Annotated in this window: 12 protein-coding genes, 3 tRNA genes and 3 pseudogenes; all 18 read right to left on the bottom strand. The window is 54.9% G+C overall.

Going from position 1 to position 16,382, the window contains the following annotated elements; translation table 11 throughout:
* Nucleotides 1–26 precede the first annotated feature (26 nt).
* A tRNA-Lys gene (locus tag JNO11_RS05360) sits at nt 27–102 on the bottom strand.
* Nucleotides 103–148: 46 nt separating this feature from the next.
* A tRNA-Lys gene (locus JNO11_RS05355) sits at nt 149–224 on the bottom strand.
* 70 nt (nt 225–294) lie between these two features.
* Nucleotides 295–370 (bottom strand) — tRNA-Lys (locus JNO11_RS05350).
* Between the two features lie 164 nt (nt 371–534).
* Nucleotides 535–1,329, bottom strand: a complete 795-nt coding sequence (cpoB, locus tag JNO11_RS05345; RefSeq protein ID WP_045140667.1) for a cell division protein CpoB — start codon at nt 1,327–1,329, stop codon at nt 535–537.
* Between the two features lie 9 nt (nt 1,330–1,338).
* On the bottom strand, nt 1,339–1,869 hold the full coding sequence (gene pal, locus JNO11_RS05340; RefSeq protein ID WP_010260771.1) for a peptidoglycan-associated lipoprotein Pal: 531 nt from the start codon (nt 1,867–1,869) through the stop codon (nt 1,339–1,341).
* Between the two features lie 50 nt (nt 1,870–1,919).
* Complete coding sequence (tolB, locus tag JNO11_RS05335; protein WP_010260769.1) at nt 1,920–3,215, bottom strand: Tol-Pal system beta propeller repeat protein TolB; 1,296 nt, start codon at nt 3,213–3,215, stop codon at nt 1,920–1,922.
* Between the two features lie 115 nt (nt 3,216–3,330).
* Nucleotides 3,331–4,630 (bottom strand): annotated as a pseudogene (gene tolA, locus JNO11_RS05330) (cell envelope integrity protein TolA).
* A gap of 27 nt (nt 4,631–4,657) precedes the next feature.
* On the bottom strand, nt 4,658–5,086 hold the full coding sequence (tolR, locus tag JNO11_RS05325; protein WP_010260764.1) for a colicin uptake protein TolR: 429 nt from the start codon (nt 5,084–5,086) through the stop codon (nt 4,658–4,660).
* Between the two features lie 13 nt (nt 5,087–5,099).
* The gene (gene tolQ, locus JNO11_RS05320; protein ID WP_010260762.1) at nt 5,100–5,786 is read right to left on the bottom strand and encodes a Tol-Pal system protein TolQ; all 687 of its coding nucleotides are present in this window, start codon (nt 5,784–5,786) and stop codon (nt 5,100–5,102) included.
* The gene (gene ybgC / locus JNO11_RS05315) at nt 5,783–6,187 is read right to left on the bottom strand and encodes a tol-pal system-associated acyl-CoA thioesterase (RefSeq protein ID WP_010260759.1); all 405 of its coding nucleotides are present in this window, start codon (nt 6,185–6,187) and stop codon (nt 5,783–5,785) included. Before ybgC ends, tolQ begins: the two co-directional genes overlap by 4 nt.
* A gap of 178 nt (nt 6,188–6,365) precedes the next feature.
* Nucleotides 6,366–6,659 (bottom strand): cyd operon protein YbgE, encoded by a 294-nt coding sequence (gene ybgE / locus JNO11_RS05310; protein WP_249654389.1) that lies wholly within the window; start codon nt 6,657–6,659, stop codon nt 6,366–6,368.
* A complete protein-coding gene (cydX, locus tag JNO11_RS05305; RefSeq protein WP_010260755.1) occupies nt 6,659–6,763 on the bottom strand; it encodes a cytochrome bd-I oxidase subunit CydX in 105 nt (34 codons plus the stop codon). The genes ybgE and cydX overlap by 1 nt, the downstream gene beginning before the upstream one ends.
* A gap of 15 nt (nt 6,764–6,778) precedes the next feature.
* Nucleotides 6,779–7,919, bottom strand: a pseudogene (gene cydB / locus JNO11_RS05300) (cytochrome d ubiquinol oxidase subunit II).
* Nucleotides 7,920–7,930: 11 nt separating this feature from the next.
* A complete protein-coding gene (gene cydA / locus JNO11_RS05295; RefSeq protein ID WP_010260749.1) occupies nt 7,931–9,502 on the bottom strand; it encodes a cytochrome ubiquinol oxidase subunit I in 1,572 nt (523 codons plus the stop codon).
* 575 nt (nt 9,503–10,077) lie between these two features.
* Complete coding sequence (gene sucD, locus JNO11_RS05290; RefSeq protein ID WP_010260744.1) at nt 10,078–10,953, bottom strand: succinate--CoA ligase subunit alpha; 876 nt, start codon at nt 10,951–10,953, stop codon at nt 10,078–10,080.
* Nucleotides 10,953–12,119 carry an ADP-forming succinate--CoA ligase subunit beta gene (gene sucC, locus JNO11_RS05285; RefSeq protein ID WP_003853151.1) on the bottom strand — a complete coding sequence of 389 codons (1,167 nt, stop codon included), beginning with the start codon at nt 12,117–12,119 and terminating at the stop codon, nt 10,953–10,955. Before sucC ends, sucD begins: the two co-directional genes overlap by 1 nt.
* A 70-nt stretch (nt 12,120–12,189) precedes the next feature.
* Nucleotides 12,190–13,413 (bottom strand): 2-oxoglutarate dehydrogenase complex dihydrolipoyllysine-residue succinyltransferase, encoded by a 1,224-nt coding sequence (gene odhB / locus JNO11_RS05280; RefSeq protein ID WP_010260740.1) that lies wholly within the window; start codon nt 13,411–13,413, stop codon nt 12,190–12,192.
* 15 nt (nt 13,414–13,428) lie between these two features.
* A pseudogene (sucA, locus tag JNO11_RS05275) lies at nt 13,429–16,237 on the bottom strand (2-oxoglutarate dehydrogenase E1 component).
* Nucleotides 16,238–16,382 lie beyond the last annotated feature (145 nt).

Raw genomic sequence — 16,382 nt, 5'->3', positions numbered from 1 at the left:
CGCCCTGAGGGCGCTTTTTTCTTAATTGGTGGGTCGTGCAGGATTCGAACCTGCGACCAATTGATTAAAAGTCAACTGCTCTACCAACTGAGCTAACGACCCGCTGGGGGCTTACAACCGTTCAACACGCCAGGCGGCTGAGATAAGATGGTGGGTCGTGCAGGATTCGAACCTGCGACCAATTGATTAAAAGTCAACTGCTCTACCAACTGAGCTAACGACCCATCTTAGGTTGTGAAGCAATGCTGAAGTGTTCTTCTTAAAACTGCGCGGTAAAAGCGCGTCTGAGGAAGATGGTGGGTCGTGCAGGATTCGAACCTGCGACCAATTGATTAAAAGTCAACTGCTCTACCAACTGAGCTAACGACCCATCTTCAGGCTTACCAGACACTTTGCAATGTGTCCCGGCAACGGCGGCATATATTACTGATTTAGCGGGGTAGCGCAACTCTTATTTCTGCTAAATGCTTCAGTTGCTTACCTTTCATACGGCAAGACCAGAAATCACACGATATCTGGCCTGAACCGTACAGATTACAGACTTGTCAGACGTTTTTGCGCCTGCTTAGCAGATTCGGTGTCTGGATAAAGTTTGATCACCTGCTGGAAGACCGCTTTAGCTTTCGCTGTGTCTTTTTTCTCCTGCATGATGACGCCCACTTTCAACAACGCTTCTGCAGCTTTTGGCGACTTCGGATAGTTTTTCACTACCGTGGCGTAATAGTAAGCCGCGTCGTCCTTTTTGCCTTTGTTATAGTTCAGCTGTCCCAGCCAGTAATTGGCGTTCGGCTGATAGGTCGAATCCGGGTAACGTTTTACCCACGCCTGGAGCGCGCTGATCGCCTGATCATACTGTTTCTTCTCCAGAATCAGCGCCACAGCAGCATTGTAATCGCTGTTAGCGTCACCGGTCTGCGCAGGTGCGCTATCCGTTGATGCTGCCCCGCCTGCGGTTGCTGCTGCGCCGGTATCCGCTGCGGCACTGCTGCCGGCTGCCTGCTGACCGCCGCTGGTGCTGGCGCTGCTCAGGCTGTCAATCTGCTGGTAAAGCTGCTTCTGCCGCTCCACCACCTGATTCAACTGATACGTGTTTTGCTGGATTTGCCCACGCAGCGCGTCGATATCACGCTGGTTATCGCTCATCTGCTGCTGCAATTGCTGCATCAGCTGTGCCTGGGCATTAGAAATTCGTTCAAGAGTGGTGACACGGTCTTCGACCGAGCCGGAGCCAACGCTACTGATTGACGCTTGGGCATTAGCGGCCCAGGGGGCCGCTACGCCAATCAGTAACGACAGACTCAACAGGTGATGTCTGAAGTTACTAACCATGTGATTCTCTTAGTAGACCAGAACGGCACGACGGTTTTTAGAATACGCTGCTTCGTCATGACCCAGAACGGCTGGCTTCTCTTTACCGTAAGATACGATAGACATCTGATCAGCCGACACGCCTTTGCCCTGCAGGTACATTTTAACCGCGTTAGCACGACGTTCGCCCAGGGCGATGTTGTATTCCGGCGTACCGCGCTCATCCGCATGACCTTCGATGGTCACTTTGTATGACGGGTTGCTGCGCAGGAAGGTTGCATGCTGATCCAGCATCTGTGCGTAATCAGACTGAACGTCATACTTGTCCAGGCCGAAGTACACGATGTTGTTCTGCTGCAGCTGCTGCATCTGCAGACGAGCCTGCTCGTCAGAAGACATGTTGCCGCCGTTGCCGTTCATGCCAGAATTTGCACCGTAAGCGCCGCCATCAGCGCCCATGCCAGTCTGGTCATTGTTGTTGTTCTTGTGTGAGCTACAAGCCGCTACTGCCAGAACCGGCAGAGCCAGCATCAAACCCTTCAGCACTTTGTTCAGTTGCATTTCAAAATCCCATTATTGTTTATTGTTTGTGATGTCTGAACTGTCAGACATTACAGATACGGCGACCAGGCAGGAAATTTTACCTGTCCATCAGTTGCCGGAAGACGCGCTTTGAAACGGCCGTCGGTAGAAACCAACTGCAACACGGAACCCATACCCTGAGTAGAGCTGTAGATTACCATTGTGCCATTGGGTGCCAGGCTCGGCGTTTCATCCAGGAACGTGTCCGTTAACGTTTGAACGGCTCCCGTTTCCAGATCCTGTTTGGCGACGTGTTGAGCACCACCGTTGGTGCTAATCATCACCATTGACTTACCATCTGTTGCGACATCCGCATCCTGGTTCTGACCGCCTTCCCAGGTAATACGTTGTGGCGCGCCACCGTTAAGTCCGACTTTGTAGATTTGTGGAGCACCAGCCTGATCGGAGGTGTAAGCCAGCGTCTGGCTGTCCGGGAACCAGGTCGGTTCGGTGCTGTTATAGCGACCATCGGTAATCTGACGCGTCTGACCTGAGGCCAGATCCATCACATAGAGGTTCAGGCTGCCGGTTTTAGAGAGCGCGAACGCCAGCTTAGAGCCATCCGGCGAGAACGCTGGGGCACCGTTGTGACGTGGATAGGAGGCGATCTGACGGATAGCACCGTTCGACAGCGTCTGTACCACCAGCGCAGATTTGCCGCTTTCAAAGGTCACGTAAGCAACTTTGCTGCCATCCGGAGACCAGGCTGGCGACATCAGCGGCTGTGGTGAACGATGCACGACAAACTGGTTGTAACCATCGTAGTCAGCAACGCGCAGCTCATACGGGAACTGGCCGCCGTTGGTCTGCACCACATAGGCGATACGGGTACGGAAAGCGCCCTTGATGCCGGTCAGCTTCAGGAACGTTTCGTCACTGGCCGTGTGAGCGGCATAACGCAGCCACTGCTTCGTCACTTTATAACTGTTTTGTGCCAGCACGGTACCGGGAGCACCGCCAGTGTCGACCAGCTGGTACGAAACCTGATAGCTGCCATCCGGGTTAGACGCGACCTGACCGACGACCACGGCATCAATGCCGAGTGCACTCCACGCGGCAGGCTGAACTTCCTGCGCGCTGGCAGGCTGCTGTGGCAGACGCGAGCGATCCAGTGGATTAAATTTGCCACTGTTGCGCAGGTCAGCTGCAACGATGCCGCCAATATCTTCCGGCGCTGCGCCAGCACCGGCCCATTTAAACGGCACCACGCCAATCGGGCGCGCAGTGTTGACACCCTGGGTGATCTCAATTCGAACTTCTGCATGCAGCATGGCTGCCCACAGCAGGATAAAAAAGCCTAACGTAACGCGAAGAGCTTGCTTCATTTTATCTCCCTTATCTGAACCTCAGTCCACGATAATTGGCACTGTTCCTGGAAACCACGAGTACAACTTAAGTACGGCACGCTAAACATAGATCAACTTGCCGCCCGTTACTGCATTATTGCGGTTTAAAACGCATTGGGGCGTTTTTAAACACTTCGTAGACCGCCTGCGAAGGCGGCTTCGGAATACGTGCCTGTTTTGCGGCAGCAATCGCGGCCTGACAGAGCGCGGGATCGCCACCCTCTGACTTAACATCAATCAACAAGCCATCAGGCGCAAGTTTAATCCGCAAATCACAGGTTTTTCCGCGATACAGATCCGCATCATAGAATCGGCTCTGAATCGCACTCACAACCTGACCCATGTAGGAGTTGATTTCCGCGCCTGATGCACCCGCTTTCTTCTGGTTTCCCTGCCCTGCTGCGCCGCCAGAGGTGCCGCTTTTCGGTGCATTTTTACCGGAAGCGAGTCCACCCAGCAAATCATCGACATCGCTGTCGTTGGCAGCATCGGCGGCGGCTTTCGCTTTAGCATCCGCTTTGGCCTTAGCGGCAGCATCGGCTTTGGCTTTCGCCGCGGCATCGGCTTTCGCTTTCGCGGCAGCTTCCGCCTTCTCTTTGGCGGCCTCTTTAGCCGCTTCCGCTTTCTCTTTTGCGGCTTCTGCGGCTTTCTCTTTCGCCGCCTCTGCGGCTTTTTCTTTGGCTTCAGCAGCTTTTTGTTTAGCCTCTTCAGCCGCTTTGGCTTTGGCATCCGCCGCAGCTTTCACTTTGGCCTCAGCCGCCGCTTTCGCATCTGCTTCAGATTTCGCCTTCGCTTCCGCAACGGCTTTCTCTTTTGCAGCAGCAGCGGCGGCTTTCGCCTGCTGATCAGCCTGCTTCTTTGCTTCAGCTGCGGCCTGTTTCGCCTGCTCAGCCGCGGCTTTTGCCTGCGCATCTGCCTGAGCTTTTGCATCCGCTTTGGCTTTGGCAGCCGCCGCTTCCGCCGTTTTTTGCTGCTCCTGCGCCTGCTTAGCAGCGTCTTCGGCAGCCTTCTGCTGCTCAGCCTGCTGTTTTGCCTCTTCTTTCGCGGTTTCCTGCGCGGCTAAACGCTCTTTTTCCAGCGCTTTCAGACGCTGCTGTTCAGCAGCCTGTTTCTGTTGCAGCTCTTCAGCCTGCTGCTGCGCCTGCTTTTTTACGCTGCTGCTCAGCCCGCTGGCTGTCACTTTGCTGGTTCTGCTGACGATTGTATTGACTCACGACGGCACCGGGATCGACCATCACTGCATCAATATCACTGCCTCCGCCACCCGCACTGCTGGCGTCAATGTGCTCATTAAACGAGCTCCAAATCAGCAGCGCGATCAGCACGATATGCAGAATCACCGAAATGATTATCGCGCGCTTTAACTTCTCGTTTTGCTCGGTTGCCTTCGACACACTCGGTTCCCAAAAAACGGTTCGATTTTAAATCGGCTGCGTCATCAAACCGACAGATTTAACACCCGCCTGGTGCAGCAGGTTGAGCGCTTTAATAATTTCATCGTAAGGCACCTCTTTCGCGCCCCCGATCAAAAAGACCGTCTTAGGATTCGCTTCCAGTCGACGCTGCGCTTCGCTGATTACCTGCTCTGGCGGAAGTTGATCCATACGATCGTGATCCACGACCAGGCTGTACTGACCCACGCCCGCCACTTCGACAATCACCGGCGGATTATCATCGCTGGCAACGGTTTTCGAATCGGTCGCATCAGGCAGATCCACTTCCACGCTCTGGGTAATAATGGGCGCCGTTGCCATGAAGATCAGCAACAGCACCAACAGGACGTCCAGTAGCGGAACGATGTTGATTTCCGACTTCAGGTCGCGGCGTTTGCGACCACGTACTCTGGCCATCATTAACCTCTATTTACTTAGCGCTATCGCTGGAGAAAGCCTGGCGATGCAGAATGGCAGTGAACTCTTCCATGAAGTTGTCGTAGCCCTGCTCCAGTTTGTTTACGCGCTGGTTCAGACGGTTGTACGCCATCACCGCCGGAATTGCGGCAAACAGACCGATAGCGGTCGCAATCAACGCTTCAGCGATACCCGGTGCAACCATCTGCAGGGTTGCCTGCTTCACGGCACCCAGTGCGATAAAGGCGTGCATGATCCCCCAGACGGTGCCGAACAGTCCGATATAAGGGCTGATAGAACCGACGGTGCCGAGGAATGGGATGTGGTTTTCCAGCGCTTCCAGCTCACGGTTCATTGAGATACGCATCGCACGGCTCGCACCATCAATGACCGCTTCCGGCGCATGGCTGTTGGCGCGATGCAGGCGGGCGAACTCTTTAAAGCCGGAATAGAAAATCTGCTCCGAACCACCCAGTTCTTCCCGGCGCTCCTGGCTCTCCTGATAGAGGCGCGAGAGTTCGATGCCGGACCAGAATTTGTCTTCAAACGCCTCCGCTTCTCTTCCCGCCGCATTCAGAATACGTGTGCGCTGAATAATGATGGCCCAGGAGGCAATAGAAAAGCCGATCAAAATCAACATGATAAGTTTGACCAGAAGGCTCGCCTTCAGGAACAAATCAAGAATGTTCATGTCAGTCACTGCTTGAACTCCGCGACAATAGACTTGGGAAGCGCAATCGGCTTCATTAGATGTGGGTTAATGCAGGCAATCAGGACTTCTGCCTCATTGAGCACTTTGCCTTCAGTATTCACGATACGCTGAGTGAACGTCATGGTAGCCCGTGTCATTGATGTAACCTCGCTCTGGATCTCCAGAAGGTCATCAAGACGCGCCGCCGCCAGATAGTCCACCGATATACGCCGTACCACAAAAGCGATCTGCTGTTCTAACAGCGTCTGCTGATTAAAATGGTGCTGTCGCAACATTTCAGTACGTGCTCGTTCATAAAAAGCGATATAGCTGGCGTGATAAACCACACCACCGGCATCAGTATCTTCGTAGTAGACCCGAACCGGCCAGCGAAACAGCGTTGTACTCACTCTACATCCCGGCCTCGTTTTAAACGTTGTTACTATACGCAAGAGAATTGGGGTTGGGAATGGCTCGTCAGAGCCAGGCGAAAATAATTATCGCTCCGTAACAAACGGAACGATTTCAGGGAGATTAATTGACCAGACGCTGACAAAAATTCACTGACAGCGCCGATGAGGCGGGGTCTTAAAGATAAAAACGGTAAAGCGCAATAAATAGCACCAGCATGGCGGGTAACGGGGCAAACAGCGCCTGCCATCGGGTTTGCTGTGGCCGGAAGCCCACACCGTGGATCACCCCACTGCAGACCGCCCAGATCAGCACCAGCCCCTGCAGAGCCGGTAAATGGCCTGCCTGATTGGCAAAGCGTGTCGGATCCCACATCACGCCGCCTGCGGTCAGCAGCGCCAGCAGCAGTGAAAGGGCCCGTAACGGGCCCTTATCCATCAGATCATACAGCATCCGAATTAGCGTTCGCATCAGTGAGGCTCATCCTGCGCTTCAATGTGCTCAATCGCCAGCGCGGTCACGATACCAAAGGCACAGGCCAGCAACGTGCCGAGAATCCAGGCAAAATACCACATGCGACGTCTCCTTAATTAATAGAGTGAGTGACTGTTGCTTTCAATATGCTCTTTGGTGATACGACCAAACATCTTCCAGTAGCACCAGGTGGTGTAGGCCAGAATGATCGGCACAAAGATAGCGGCGGCAACGGTCATGGTTTGCAGCGTCAGCAGGCTGGACGTTGCGTCCCACATGGTCAGGCTCACACCCGGCACCGTGCTGGATGGCATGATGAACGGGAACATTGCAATACCGGCTGTCATGATGACGCAGGCCAGCGTCAGTGAGGAGAACAGGAACGCCCAGGCGCCCTTCTCAACCCGCGAGCAGAGTATGGTCAGCAGCGGCAGCACAGCGCCCAGCAGCGGGAACAGCCACAACACAGGGTGGTTCTGGAAGTTGACCATCCAGGCACCCGCTTCGCGCACCACGGTTTTGCCCAGTGGGTTAGAGGCGGCGAAGTGATCCATAGTGCTGGTCACCACATAACCATCGATACCATATTTCACCCAGACGCCCGCCAGGATAAAGCAGACCATCATCACCAGGGCGGCAAGTTGTGCTGCGGTGCGTGAACGCAGATGCAGTTCGCCGGTAGTGCGCATCTGCAGATAGGTTGCACCCTGCGCCAGAATCATCGCCACACTGACCACACCCGCCAGCAGCCCAAACGGATTCAGCAGCTGGAAGAAGTTACCGGTATAGAACAGGCGCAGATACTCATCGGCATGGAACGGCACGCCCTGTAACAGGTTGCCAAACGCTACGCCGATCACCAGCGGCGGCACGAAGCTGCCAATGAAAATCCCCCCAGTCCCAGGCACCGCGCCAGCGATTGTCTTCAATCTTCGAACGGTAATCGAAGCCAACCGGACGGAAGAACAGCGACGCGAGCACCAGAATCATCGCCACGTAGAAGCCAGAGAAGGCTGCCGCGTAAACCATCGGCCAGGCGGCAAACAGCGCGCCACCTGCGGTGATCAGCCAGACCTGGTTACCGTCCCAGTGTGGAGCGATACTGTTAATCATGATGCGACGTTCAGTATCATTCCGGCCCAGAATGCGCGTCAGCATCCCGACACCCATATCAAAACCATCTGCGACGGCAAAGCCAATCAGCAGTACGCCAATCAACAGCCACCAGACAAAGCGCAGAACTTCATAATCAAACATGGTCGCTCTCCTTATCCCTGTACCGGCTGGGTGATTGCCGTGATCTGCTCATGATGATAACGCCCGGTTTTCAGGCTGCTCGGCCCAAGGCGGGCGAATTTGAACATCAGGTACATCTCAGCCACCAGGAACATTGTGTAGAGTCCGCAGATCAGGATCATTGAGAACAGCAGATCGCCAACGGTCAGGGAGGAGTTGGCCACCGCAGTCGGCAGCACTTCACCGATAGCCCAGGGCTGACGACCATATTCCGCCACAAACCAGCCTGATTCGATAGCGATCCACGGCAGCGGAATACCAAACAGCGCTGCTTTCAGTAACCAGCGATTTTTACCGATGCGGTTACGCAGTACGCTCCAGAACGCCAGCGCGATAATGCCCAGCAGCAGTACGCCACACAGCACCATGATGCGGAAGGCGAAATAGAGCGGAGCGACACGCGGGATAGAGTCCTGCGTCGCCTGTTTAATCTGCGCTTCGGTCGCATCAGCCACGTTGTCGGTATAACGCTTCAGCAGCAGACCGTAGCCGAGATCCTGTTTATGACTGTTGAACGCGTCACGCACCGCCGGATCCTGGCTGCCACCGCGCAGCTCATTCAGCAGGGCATAGGCTTTCATGCCGTTGCGGATGCGCACTTCATGCTGTGCCATCAGATCTTTCAGGCCGGTGACCGGCGTATCGGTTGATCGGGTGGCGATCAGGCCCAGCAGCCAGGGGATCTGTACTGCGTATCGGTTCTCCTGAGTTGCCTGATCGGGCAGGCCAAACAGGGTAAACGACGCCGGTGCCGGCTGGGTTTCCCACTCCGCTTCGATAGCGGCCAGTTTGGTTTTCTGCACGTCCCCCATCTCGTAACCTGACTCATCGCCAAGAACGATGACTGACAGCACCGCCGCCATGCCAAAGCTGGCCGCGATAGCGAACGAGCGTTTAGCAAAGGCGAAGTCACGGCCTTTCAGCATGTACCAGGCGCTGATGCCCATAATAAACATCGCACCGGTGGTGTAACCGGCTGCCACGGTGTGCACGAATTTCACCTGCGCGACCGGGTTCAGCACCAGCTCTGAGAAGCTGACCATCTCCATGCGCATGGTTTCGAAGTTGAACTCAGAGGCGATCGGATTCTGCATCCAGCCGTTAGCCACCAGAATCCACAGCGCCGACATGTTTGAGCCCAGCGCCACCAGCCAGGTGACGGCGAGGTGCTGCACTTTGCCCAGGCGATCCCAGCCAAAAAAGAACAGGCCAACAAAGGTGGATTCCAGGAAGAACGCCATCAGACCTTCGATGGCGAGCGGCGCGCCGAAGATATCGCCGACGTAGTGAGAGTAATATGACCAGTTAGTCCCGAACTGAAATTCCATGGTCAGGCCGGTGGCGACACCCAGCGCAAAGTTAATACCAAATAACTTGCCCCAGAACTTCGTCATATCTTTATAGATTTGTTTGCCGCTCAGGACATATACCGTTTCCATGATCGCCAGCAAGAACGCCATACCCAGCGTTAAAGGGACGAACAGAAAATGGTACATCGCCGTTAAGGCAAACTGTAACCGCGACAGCTCGACGATATCTAACATAAGGACTCCTTGCTCCTCGCTTTGTCTCCGTCACGCGCGCGAACAGATCGAACGCAATCAGAGTCAGCAACGACTGTTTATTGATTCCAGTTTTTTATTACCCGCAGAACAGGTCTGTGAGCTGCCCGAACAGGCGAGTAGCGAATGAAGCAGCTCAGAAAATTGTCAATCAGCGCTTTCGTTAACGCGTGCTTTAACAGGAGGAAAGCGGGTGTTATCCCGGGTTGAGCAGACGTTTGAAAATTTGTGTAAAAGGCTGGATTGATGCAGCGCAATTTACGCCCTTAGCGTTGCGCTTTGCCAGAGATATAGTTGGATATAAGTCGCGATTAATTGATCTGGATTAACGCAATAAGTTTCCAGATAGGGTCAGGTAGGTTTCTTGTTAATGAGATGTCAGTAATGAAATAAAGCGCGAAGAAATAATTTACCTTTGACACTTTTTCTTAACGTGATGAGCCGCAGACCCGTTATTTAACCGCGCACTCTTCTCTTTAGCTTCCTGCGTTATGCCTCTCATTTACAGGCATAAAAAAAAGCCACCCGAAGGTGGCTTAGTCTCAGATGACGCTGACTTATTTAGCAGGTAATACGGCTTTAACTGCGTCACCGATATCCGCCAGGCTGCGGACAGTTTTCACGCCTGCCGCTTCCAGCGCAGCAAATTTCTCATCTGCTGTACCTTTACCACCGGCAATGATGGCGCCAGCATGGCCCATACGCTTGCCTTTCGGCGCGGTGACGCCAGCAATGTAGCCTACAACCGGCTTGGTCACGTGCTCTTTAATGAAGGCTGCAGCTTCTTCTTCTGCACTACCGCCGATCTCGCCGATCATCACGATAACTTCAGTCTGTGGATCATCCTGGAACATTTTCAGGATGTCGATGAAGTTAGAGCCTGGGATCGGGTCACCACCGATGCCAACGCAGGTTGACTGGCCGTAGCCGATATCCGTGGTCTGCTTAACCGCTTCATAGGTCAGGGTGCCTGAACGTGACACGATACCGACGCGGCCCGGCTGGTGAATGTGACCCGGCATAATGCCGATTTTACATTCGCCCGGGGTGATAACGCCTGGGCAGTTTGGACCGATCATCCGCACGCCTGCTTCATCCAGCTTCACTTTCACGGTCAGCATATCCAGGGTCGGGATGCCTTCGGTGATGGTGATGATCAGTTTGATGCCCGCGTCGATCGCTTCCAGGATGCCATCTTTACAGAAAGGAGCCGGAACGTAGATCACAGTGGCGGTCGCGCCTGTTGCTTCTACCGCTTCGCGAACGGTGTTGAACACCGGCAGGCCGAGATGGGTCGTGCCACCTTTGCCTGGCGTCACGCCGCCAACCAGTTGGGTGCCGTATGCCAGCGCCTGCTCAGAATGGAAAGTCCCCTGGCCACCGGTGAAACCCTGGCAAATGACTTTGGTGTTTTTGTCGATCAGAATGGACATTATTTACCCTCCGCGGCAGCAACAACACGCTGTGCGGCGTCTGTCAGGCTGGTTGCTGCAATGATGTTCAGACCGCTGTCCGCCAGTTTCTGGGCGCCCAGCTCGGCGTTGTTACCTTCCAGACGTACCACAACTGGCACGTTCACACCCACTTCAGCGACTGCGCCGATGATGCCGTCGGCAATCAGGTCGCAGCGTACGATACCGCCGAAGATGTTAACGAATACGGCTTTAACCGCATCGTCAGACAGGATGATTTTGAAGGCTTCGGTCACGCGCTCTTTGGTTGCGCCGCCGCCGACATCAAGGAAGTTGGCCGGTTGACCGCCGTGGTGTTTAACGATGTCCATGGTGCCCATCGCCAGACCTGCGCCGTTAACCATACAACCGATGTTGCCTTCCAGCGCAACATAGTTCAGTTCCCACTGTGTCGCATGGGCTTCACGCGGATCTTCCTGGCTTGGATCGCGCATTTCGCGCAGCTCTGGCTGACGGAACAGGGCATTGCCATCGGCACCCAGTTTGCCATCCAGGCAGATCAGGTCGCCCTGTTTGGTGATCACCAGCGGGTTGATCTCAACCATCGCCAGATCGCGCTCCAGGAACAGTGTCGCCAGACCCATGAAGATCTTGGTGAACTGGCCAACCAGCTTGCCGGTCAGGCCAAGTTTGAACGCCAGCTCACGACCCTGATAAGGCTGCGGGCCGGTCAGTGGATCCAGCGCCATTTTGTGGATCAGGTGCGGGGTCTCTTCCGCCACTTTTTCAATTTCCACACCGCCTTCAGTGGAGGCCATGAAAATTACGCGACGCGTTGCGCGATCGACCACAGCGCCCAGATAGAGCTCCTGATCGATATCGGTCGCCGCTTCAACCAGAATCTGGTTTACCGGCTGGCCGTTTGCGTCTGTCTGATAGGTAACCAGGCGTTTGCCCAGCCAGTTTTCAGCAAAAGCGCGAATCTCTTCTTTGCTGTTAACCACTTTCACACCGCCCGCTTTACCGCGGCCACCGGCATGAACCTGACATTTAACTACCCACGGGCCTGCGCCAATTTTAGAGGCCGCTTCTTCCGCTTCACGTGGTGTAGTACAGGCGTAACCCGTTGGTGCCGGCATGCCATACCGTGCAAACAGTTGTTTCGCCTGGTATTCGTGTAAGTTCATGATGTTCTATCCATTCAGGTCTGAAAAGAGTAATGAGGTTGGGCGCGCGGCAAGGCGCGCCCGGTGAAAATCAGACATCCAGCAGCAGGCGCGCCGGATCTTCCAGCATCTCTTTCACTGCAACCAGATAACCAACTGATTCACGGCCATCGATCAGACGGTGGTCGTAGGAGAGCGCCAGATACATCATCGGCAGCACCACAACCTGACCATTGACCGCCATCGGGCGATCTTTGATGGCGTGCATGCCCAGGATGGCGCTCTGCGGTGGGTTGATGATCGGGGTGGACATCAGTGAACCAAAGACGCCGCCGTTGGTGATGGTAAAGTTACCGCCGGTCAGATCCTCAACTGTCAGTTTGCCGTCACGGCCTTTCACTGCCAGCTCTTTGATTTTCTTCTCGATGTCCGCCATGCTCAGCGCATCCACGTCACGCAGGACGGGTGTAACCAGACCACGTGGCGTAGAGACCGCAATGCTGACGTCGAAGTAGTTGTGGTAAACCACATCTTCACCATCGATAGAAGCATTCACTTCCGGATAGCGTTTCAGCGCTTCAACAACCGCTTTGATGTAGAAGGACATAAAGCCCAGACGTACACCGTGACGCTTCTCGAAGGCCTCACCATACTGCTTACGCAGATCCATGATGGGCTTCATGTTGATTTCGTTGAAGGTGGTCAGCATCGCGGTGCTGTTCTTCGCTTCAAGCAGACGCTCGGCAACACGCTTACGCAGACGGGTCATCGGCACGCGTTTTTCGCTGCGGTTAGCCACTGGCTGCTGCGCGGCGGCCGCATCAGCAGCTGGCGCAGCGGCTTTGGCAGCCTGCGGTTTGTTGGCCAGATGTTTTTCAACATCTTCACGGGTCAGACGACCGCCAACACCGCTGCCTTTGATCTGTGAGGCATCAAGATTGTGCTCTGCAATCAGACGGCGGATAGCCGGGCTGAGCGCATCGTTGCTCTCTTCTTCCAGTGACGCAGTCTGACGCTGAGCCGGGGTAGACTCTTTGCTTTCAGACTTCGCGCTGCTCTCTTTACCGGCGCTGTTGCCCTCTTTCAGACGACCCAGGATCTGGCGGGAAGTGACGGTGGCGCCCTCTTCTTCCAGAACGGCTTCCAGGATACCGTCCGCAGAGGCTGGCACTTCCAGTACAACTTTGTCAGTTTCGATTTCGACCAGCACTTCATCGCGAGTGACTGCATCGCCTGGTTTTTTATGCCAGGTTGCCACAGAGGCATCGGCAACCGATTCAGGCAGGTCGGGAACGAGAATATCTACGCTACTCATTATCTTTCCTTTTAATTAATTAACGTTCAGCGCGTCATTAACCAGGTCTTGCTGCTGTTGTTGGTGTACGGACATGTATCCCACGGCCGGTGAGGCGGATGCCGGGCGGCCTGCATAACGTAAGGTGGCACCAAACGGCACAACTTCACGGAAATGATGCTGACTGCAATACCAGGCGCCCTGATTCAGTGGCTCTTCCTGACACCAGACAAAATCCTGCACGTGAGCATACGCTTTTAATGCTTCCTGTACCGCGTGATGCGGGAACGGATAGAGCTGCTCGATGCGCACGATAGCCACATCGGTCTGCTCATTTTTACGACGCTGCTCCAGCAGGTCGTAATAGACTTTACCGGAGCACAGCACGACGCGTTTCACGCCCTGCGGATCCAGATCATCGACTTCGCCAATCGCAGGCTGGAAGCTGCCGTTAGCCAGTTCATCCAGCGTGGAGATAGCCAGCGGATGACGCAGCAGTGATTTCGGCGACATCACAATCAGCGGACGGCGCATACCGCGCAGCGCCTGACGACGCAGCATATGGTAAACCTGCGCAGGGGTAGACGGCACGCAGACCTGCATGTTCTGCTCAGCGCAGAGTTGCAGATAACGCTCCAGGCGCGCAGAGGAGTGCTCTGGCCCCTGACCTTCATAACCGTGCGGCAGCAGCATCACCAGGCCACACATCCGGCCCCATTTCTGCTCACCGGAGCTGATGAACTGGTCGATAACAACCTGTGCGCCGTTGGCGAAGTCACCAAACTGCGCTTCCCAGATGGTCAGGATGCGCGGCTCTGCGGTGGCATAACCATATTCAAAGGCCAGCACCGCCTCTTCTGACAGCACGGAGTCCCACACTTTGAACTGACCCTGACCGCTGTGCACGTGGTGCAGAGGGGTATAGGTTGAGCCGTTCGCCTGGTTATGGACCACCGCGTGACGATGGAAGAAGGTACCGCGACCGGTATCTTCACCCGACAGACGTACCGGAATGCCTTCATCAACCAGCGTGGCGTATGCCAGGTTTTCCGCGCCGCCCCAGTCAAAGGCTTTCTCGCCTTCAGCCATCAGACGACGGTCGTTGTAAATCTTGGCAACACGTGACTGCACTTCCACCTCTTCAGGCACCTGGCTGATACGCAGCGCCAGCTCCTTCAGACGTTTCATGTCGACCTGAGCCGGGTAAGGTTCATCCCACTCATGATTCAGGTAAGGTGACCAGGTAAAGGAGTGCAGGCTCATTGGACGCCATTCCGGCACCACACACTCACCCGCATCCAGCGCGTCACGGTAGAGATTGACCATTTCGGTCGCATCTTCCTGCGTGGCAATGGCCTCACCTTCCAGACGGTCGGCATAGATTTTACGCGGCGTCGGGTGTTTTTTGATTTTCTGGTACATCAGCGGCTGGGTCGCACTTGGCTCATCCGCCTCGTTGTGGCCATGACGGCGATAGCAGACCAGATCGATAAACACATCACGCTTAAAGGTGTTGCGATAGTCGAGCGCCAGTCGGGTCACAAACGCGACCGCTTCCGGATCGTCAGCATTGACGTGGAAAATCGGTGCCAGCACCATTTTGCCGATATCGGTGCAGTAAGGGGTCGAACGCGCATCTTTCGGGTTGGAGGTGGTGAAGCCAACCTGGTTGTTGATGATGATGCGAACGGTACCGCCCACTTCATAACCGCGCGCCTGTGACATATTCAGAGTTTCCTGAACCACGCCCTGGCCAATCACGGCCGCATCACCATGAATGGTGATCGGTAAAACTTTATTGCTGGCTGGCTCATCCAGACGATCCAGACGCGCACGCACTGAACCCATGACCACCGGGCTGACGATCTCCAGGTGCGACGGGTTAAACGCCAGCGCCAGGTGAACCAGGCCGCCTTCGGTTTCCACGTCAGACGAGAAGCCCATGTGGTACTTCACGTCACCGGTGCCCAGATGCTCTTTGTGCTTACCGGCGAACTCGTCGAACAGATCCTGTGGCTTTTTTACCCAGCACGTTGATCAGCACGTTGAGACGGCCACGGTGCGCCATACCCAGTACCACTTCACGGGTTCCGCTCTTACCGGCATGACGGATCATTTCGCGCAGCATCGGAACCAGTGCATCGCCGCCTTCCAGCGAGAAGCGTTTGGCACCCGGGAATTTCGCTCCGAGATATTTTTCCAGCCCTTCGGCCGCGGTCAGCTCTTTCAGGAAACCTTTTTTCTCTTCATTGCTGAAGGCTGCACGGCCCGCGACTGACTCAAGACGCTGCTGAATCCAGCGTTTCTCATCAGTGTTGTTGATGTGCATATATTCTGCACCGATCGAGCCGCAATAAGTCTGAGTCAGCGCCTCGAACAGTTCGGCCAGCTTCATGGTCTCTTTGCCAATGGCAAAAGAGCCGACGTTAAAGCTTTCCTGAAAATCGGCCTCGGTCAGATCGTGAAAAGCGGGATCGAGATCGGCTACCCGGTCCTGTTTCCACAGACCAAGCGGGTCAAGATTGGCGTGCTGATGACCGCGGAAACGAAACGCGTTAATCAGCTGCAGCACTTTTACTTGCTTGGAGTTGGTTTCAGGATCGGAGACAGATGAGGTGTAACGAGATGCGTCTTTCGCCAGGCGACGGAAGTACTCACGTGTGGTGGAGTGAAACTGCTCAGGTTTCATTCCGGTGCCCGGTAACTGCTGGAACATCGAGCGCCACACTGCATCGACAGAGTCAGGATCGGTCAGGAAATCCTCATAGAGCTGCTCTATGTAAGACTGATTCGCGCCGGCCAGCCAGGAAGAGTCCAGCCAGGGCTTCATCGCGCTGTTCTGCATTGTGATCCCTTAAGCATTGCTATGCTTTTTTGAGGTTTCATTTGTTGCCGCTTTCGCGGTTTGCCGTAGTGAGTTCAGCGATACGAGCACTTTGCGCAGCGCGCGTGGCCCGTAAGGGAACCTTTGTAAACGTGGTAATCACCGC

The sequence above is a fragment of the Pantoea sp. 1B4 genome (assembly GCF_016925765.1).
Classification (GTDB): Bacteria; Pseudomonadota; Gammaproteobacteria; order Enterobacterales; family Enterobacteriaceae; genus Pantoea; species Pantoea agglomerans.
This window is presented reverse-complemented; position numbering and strand designations above follow the sequence as displayed.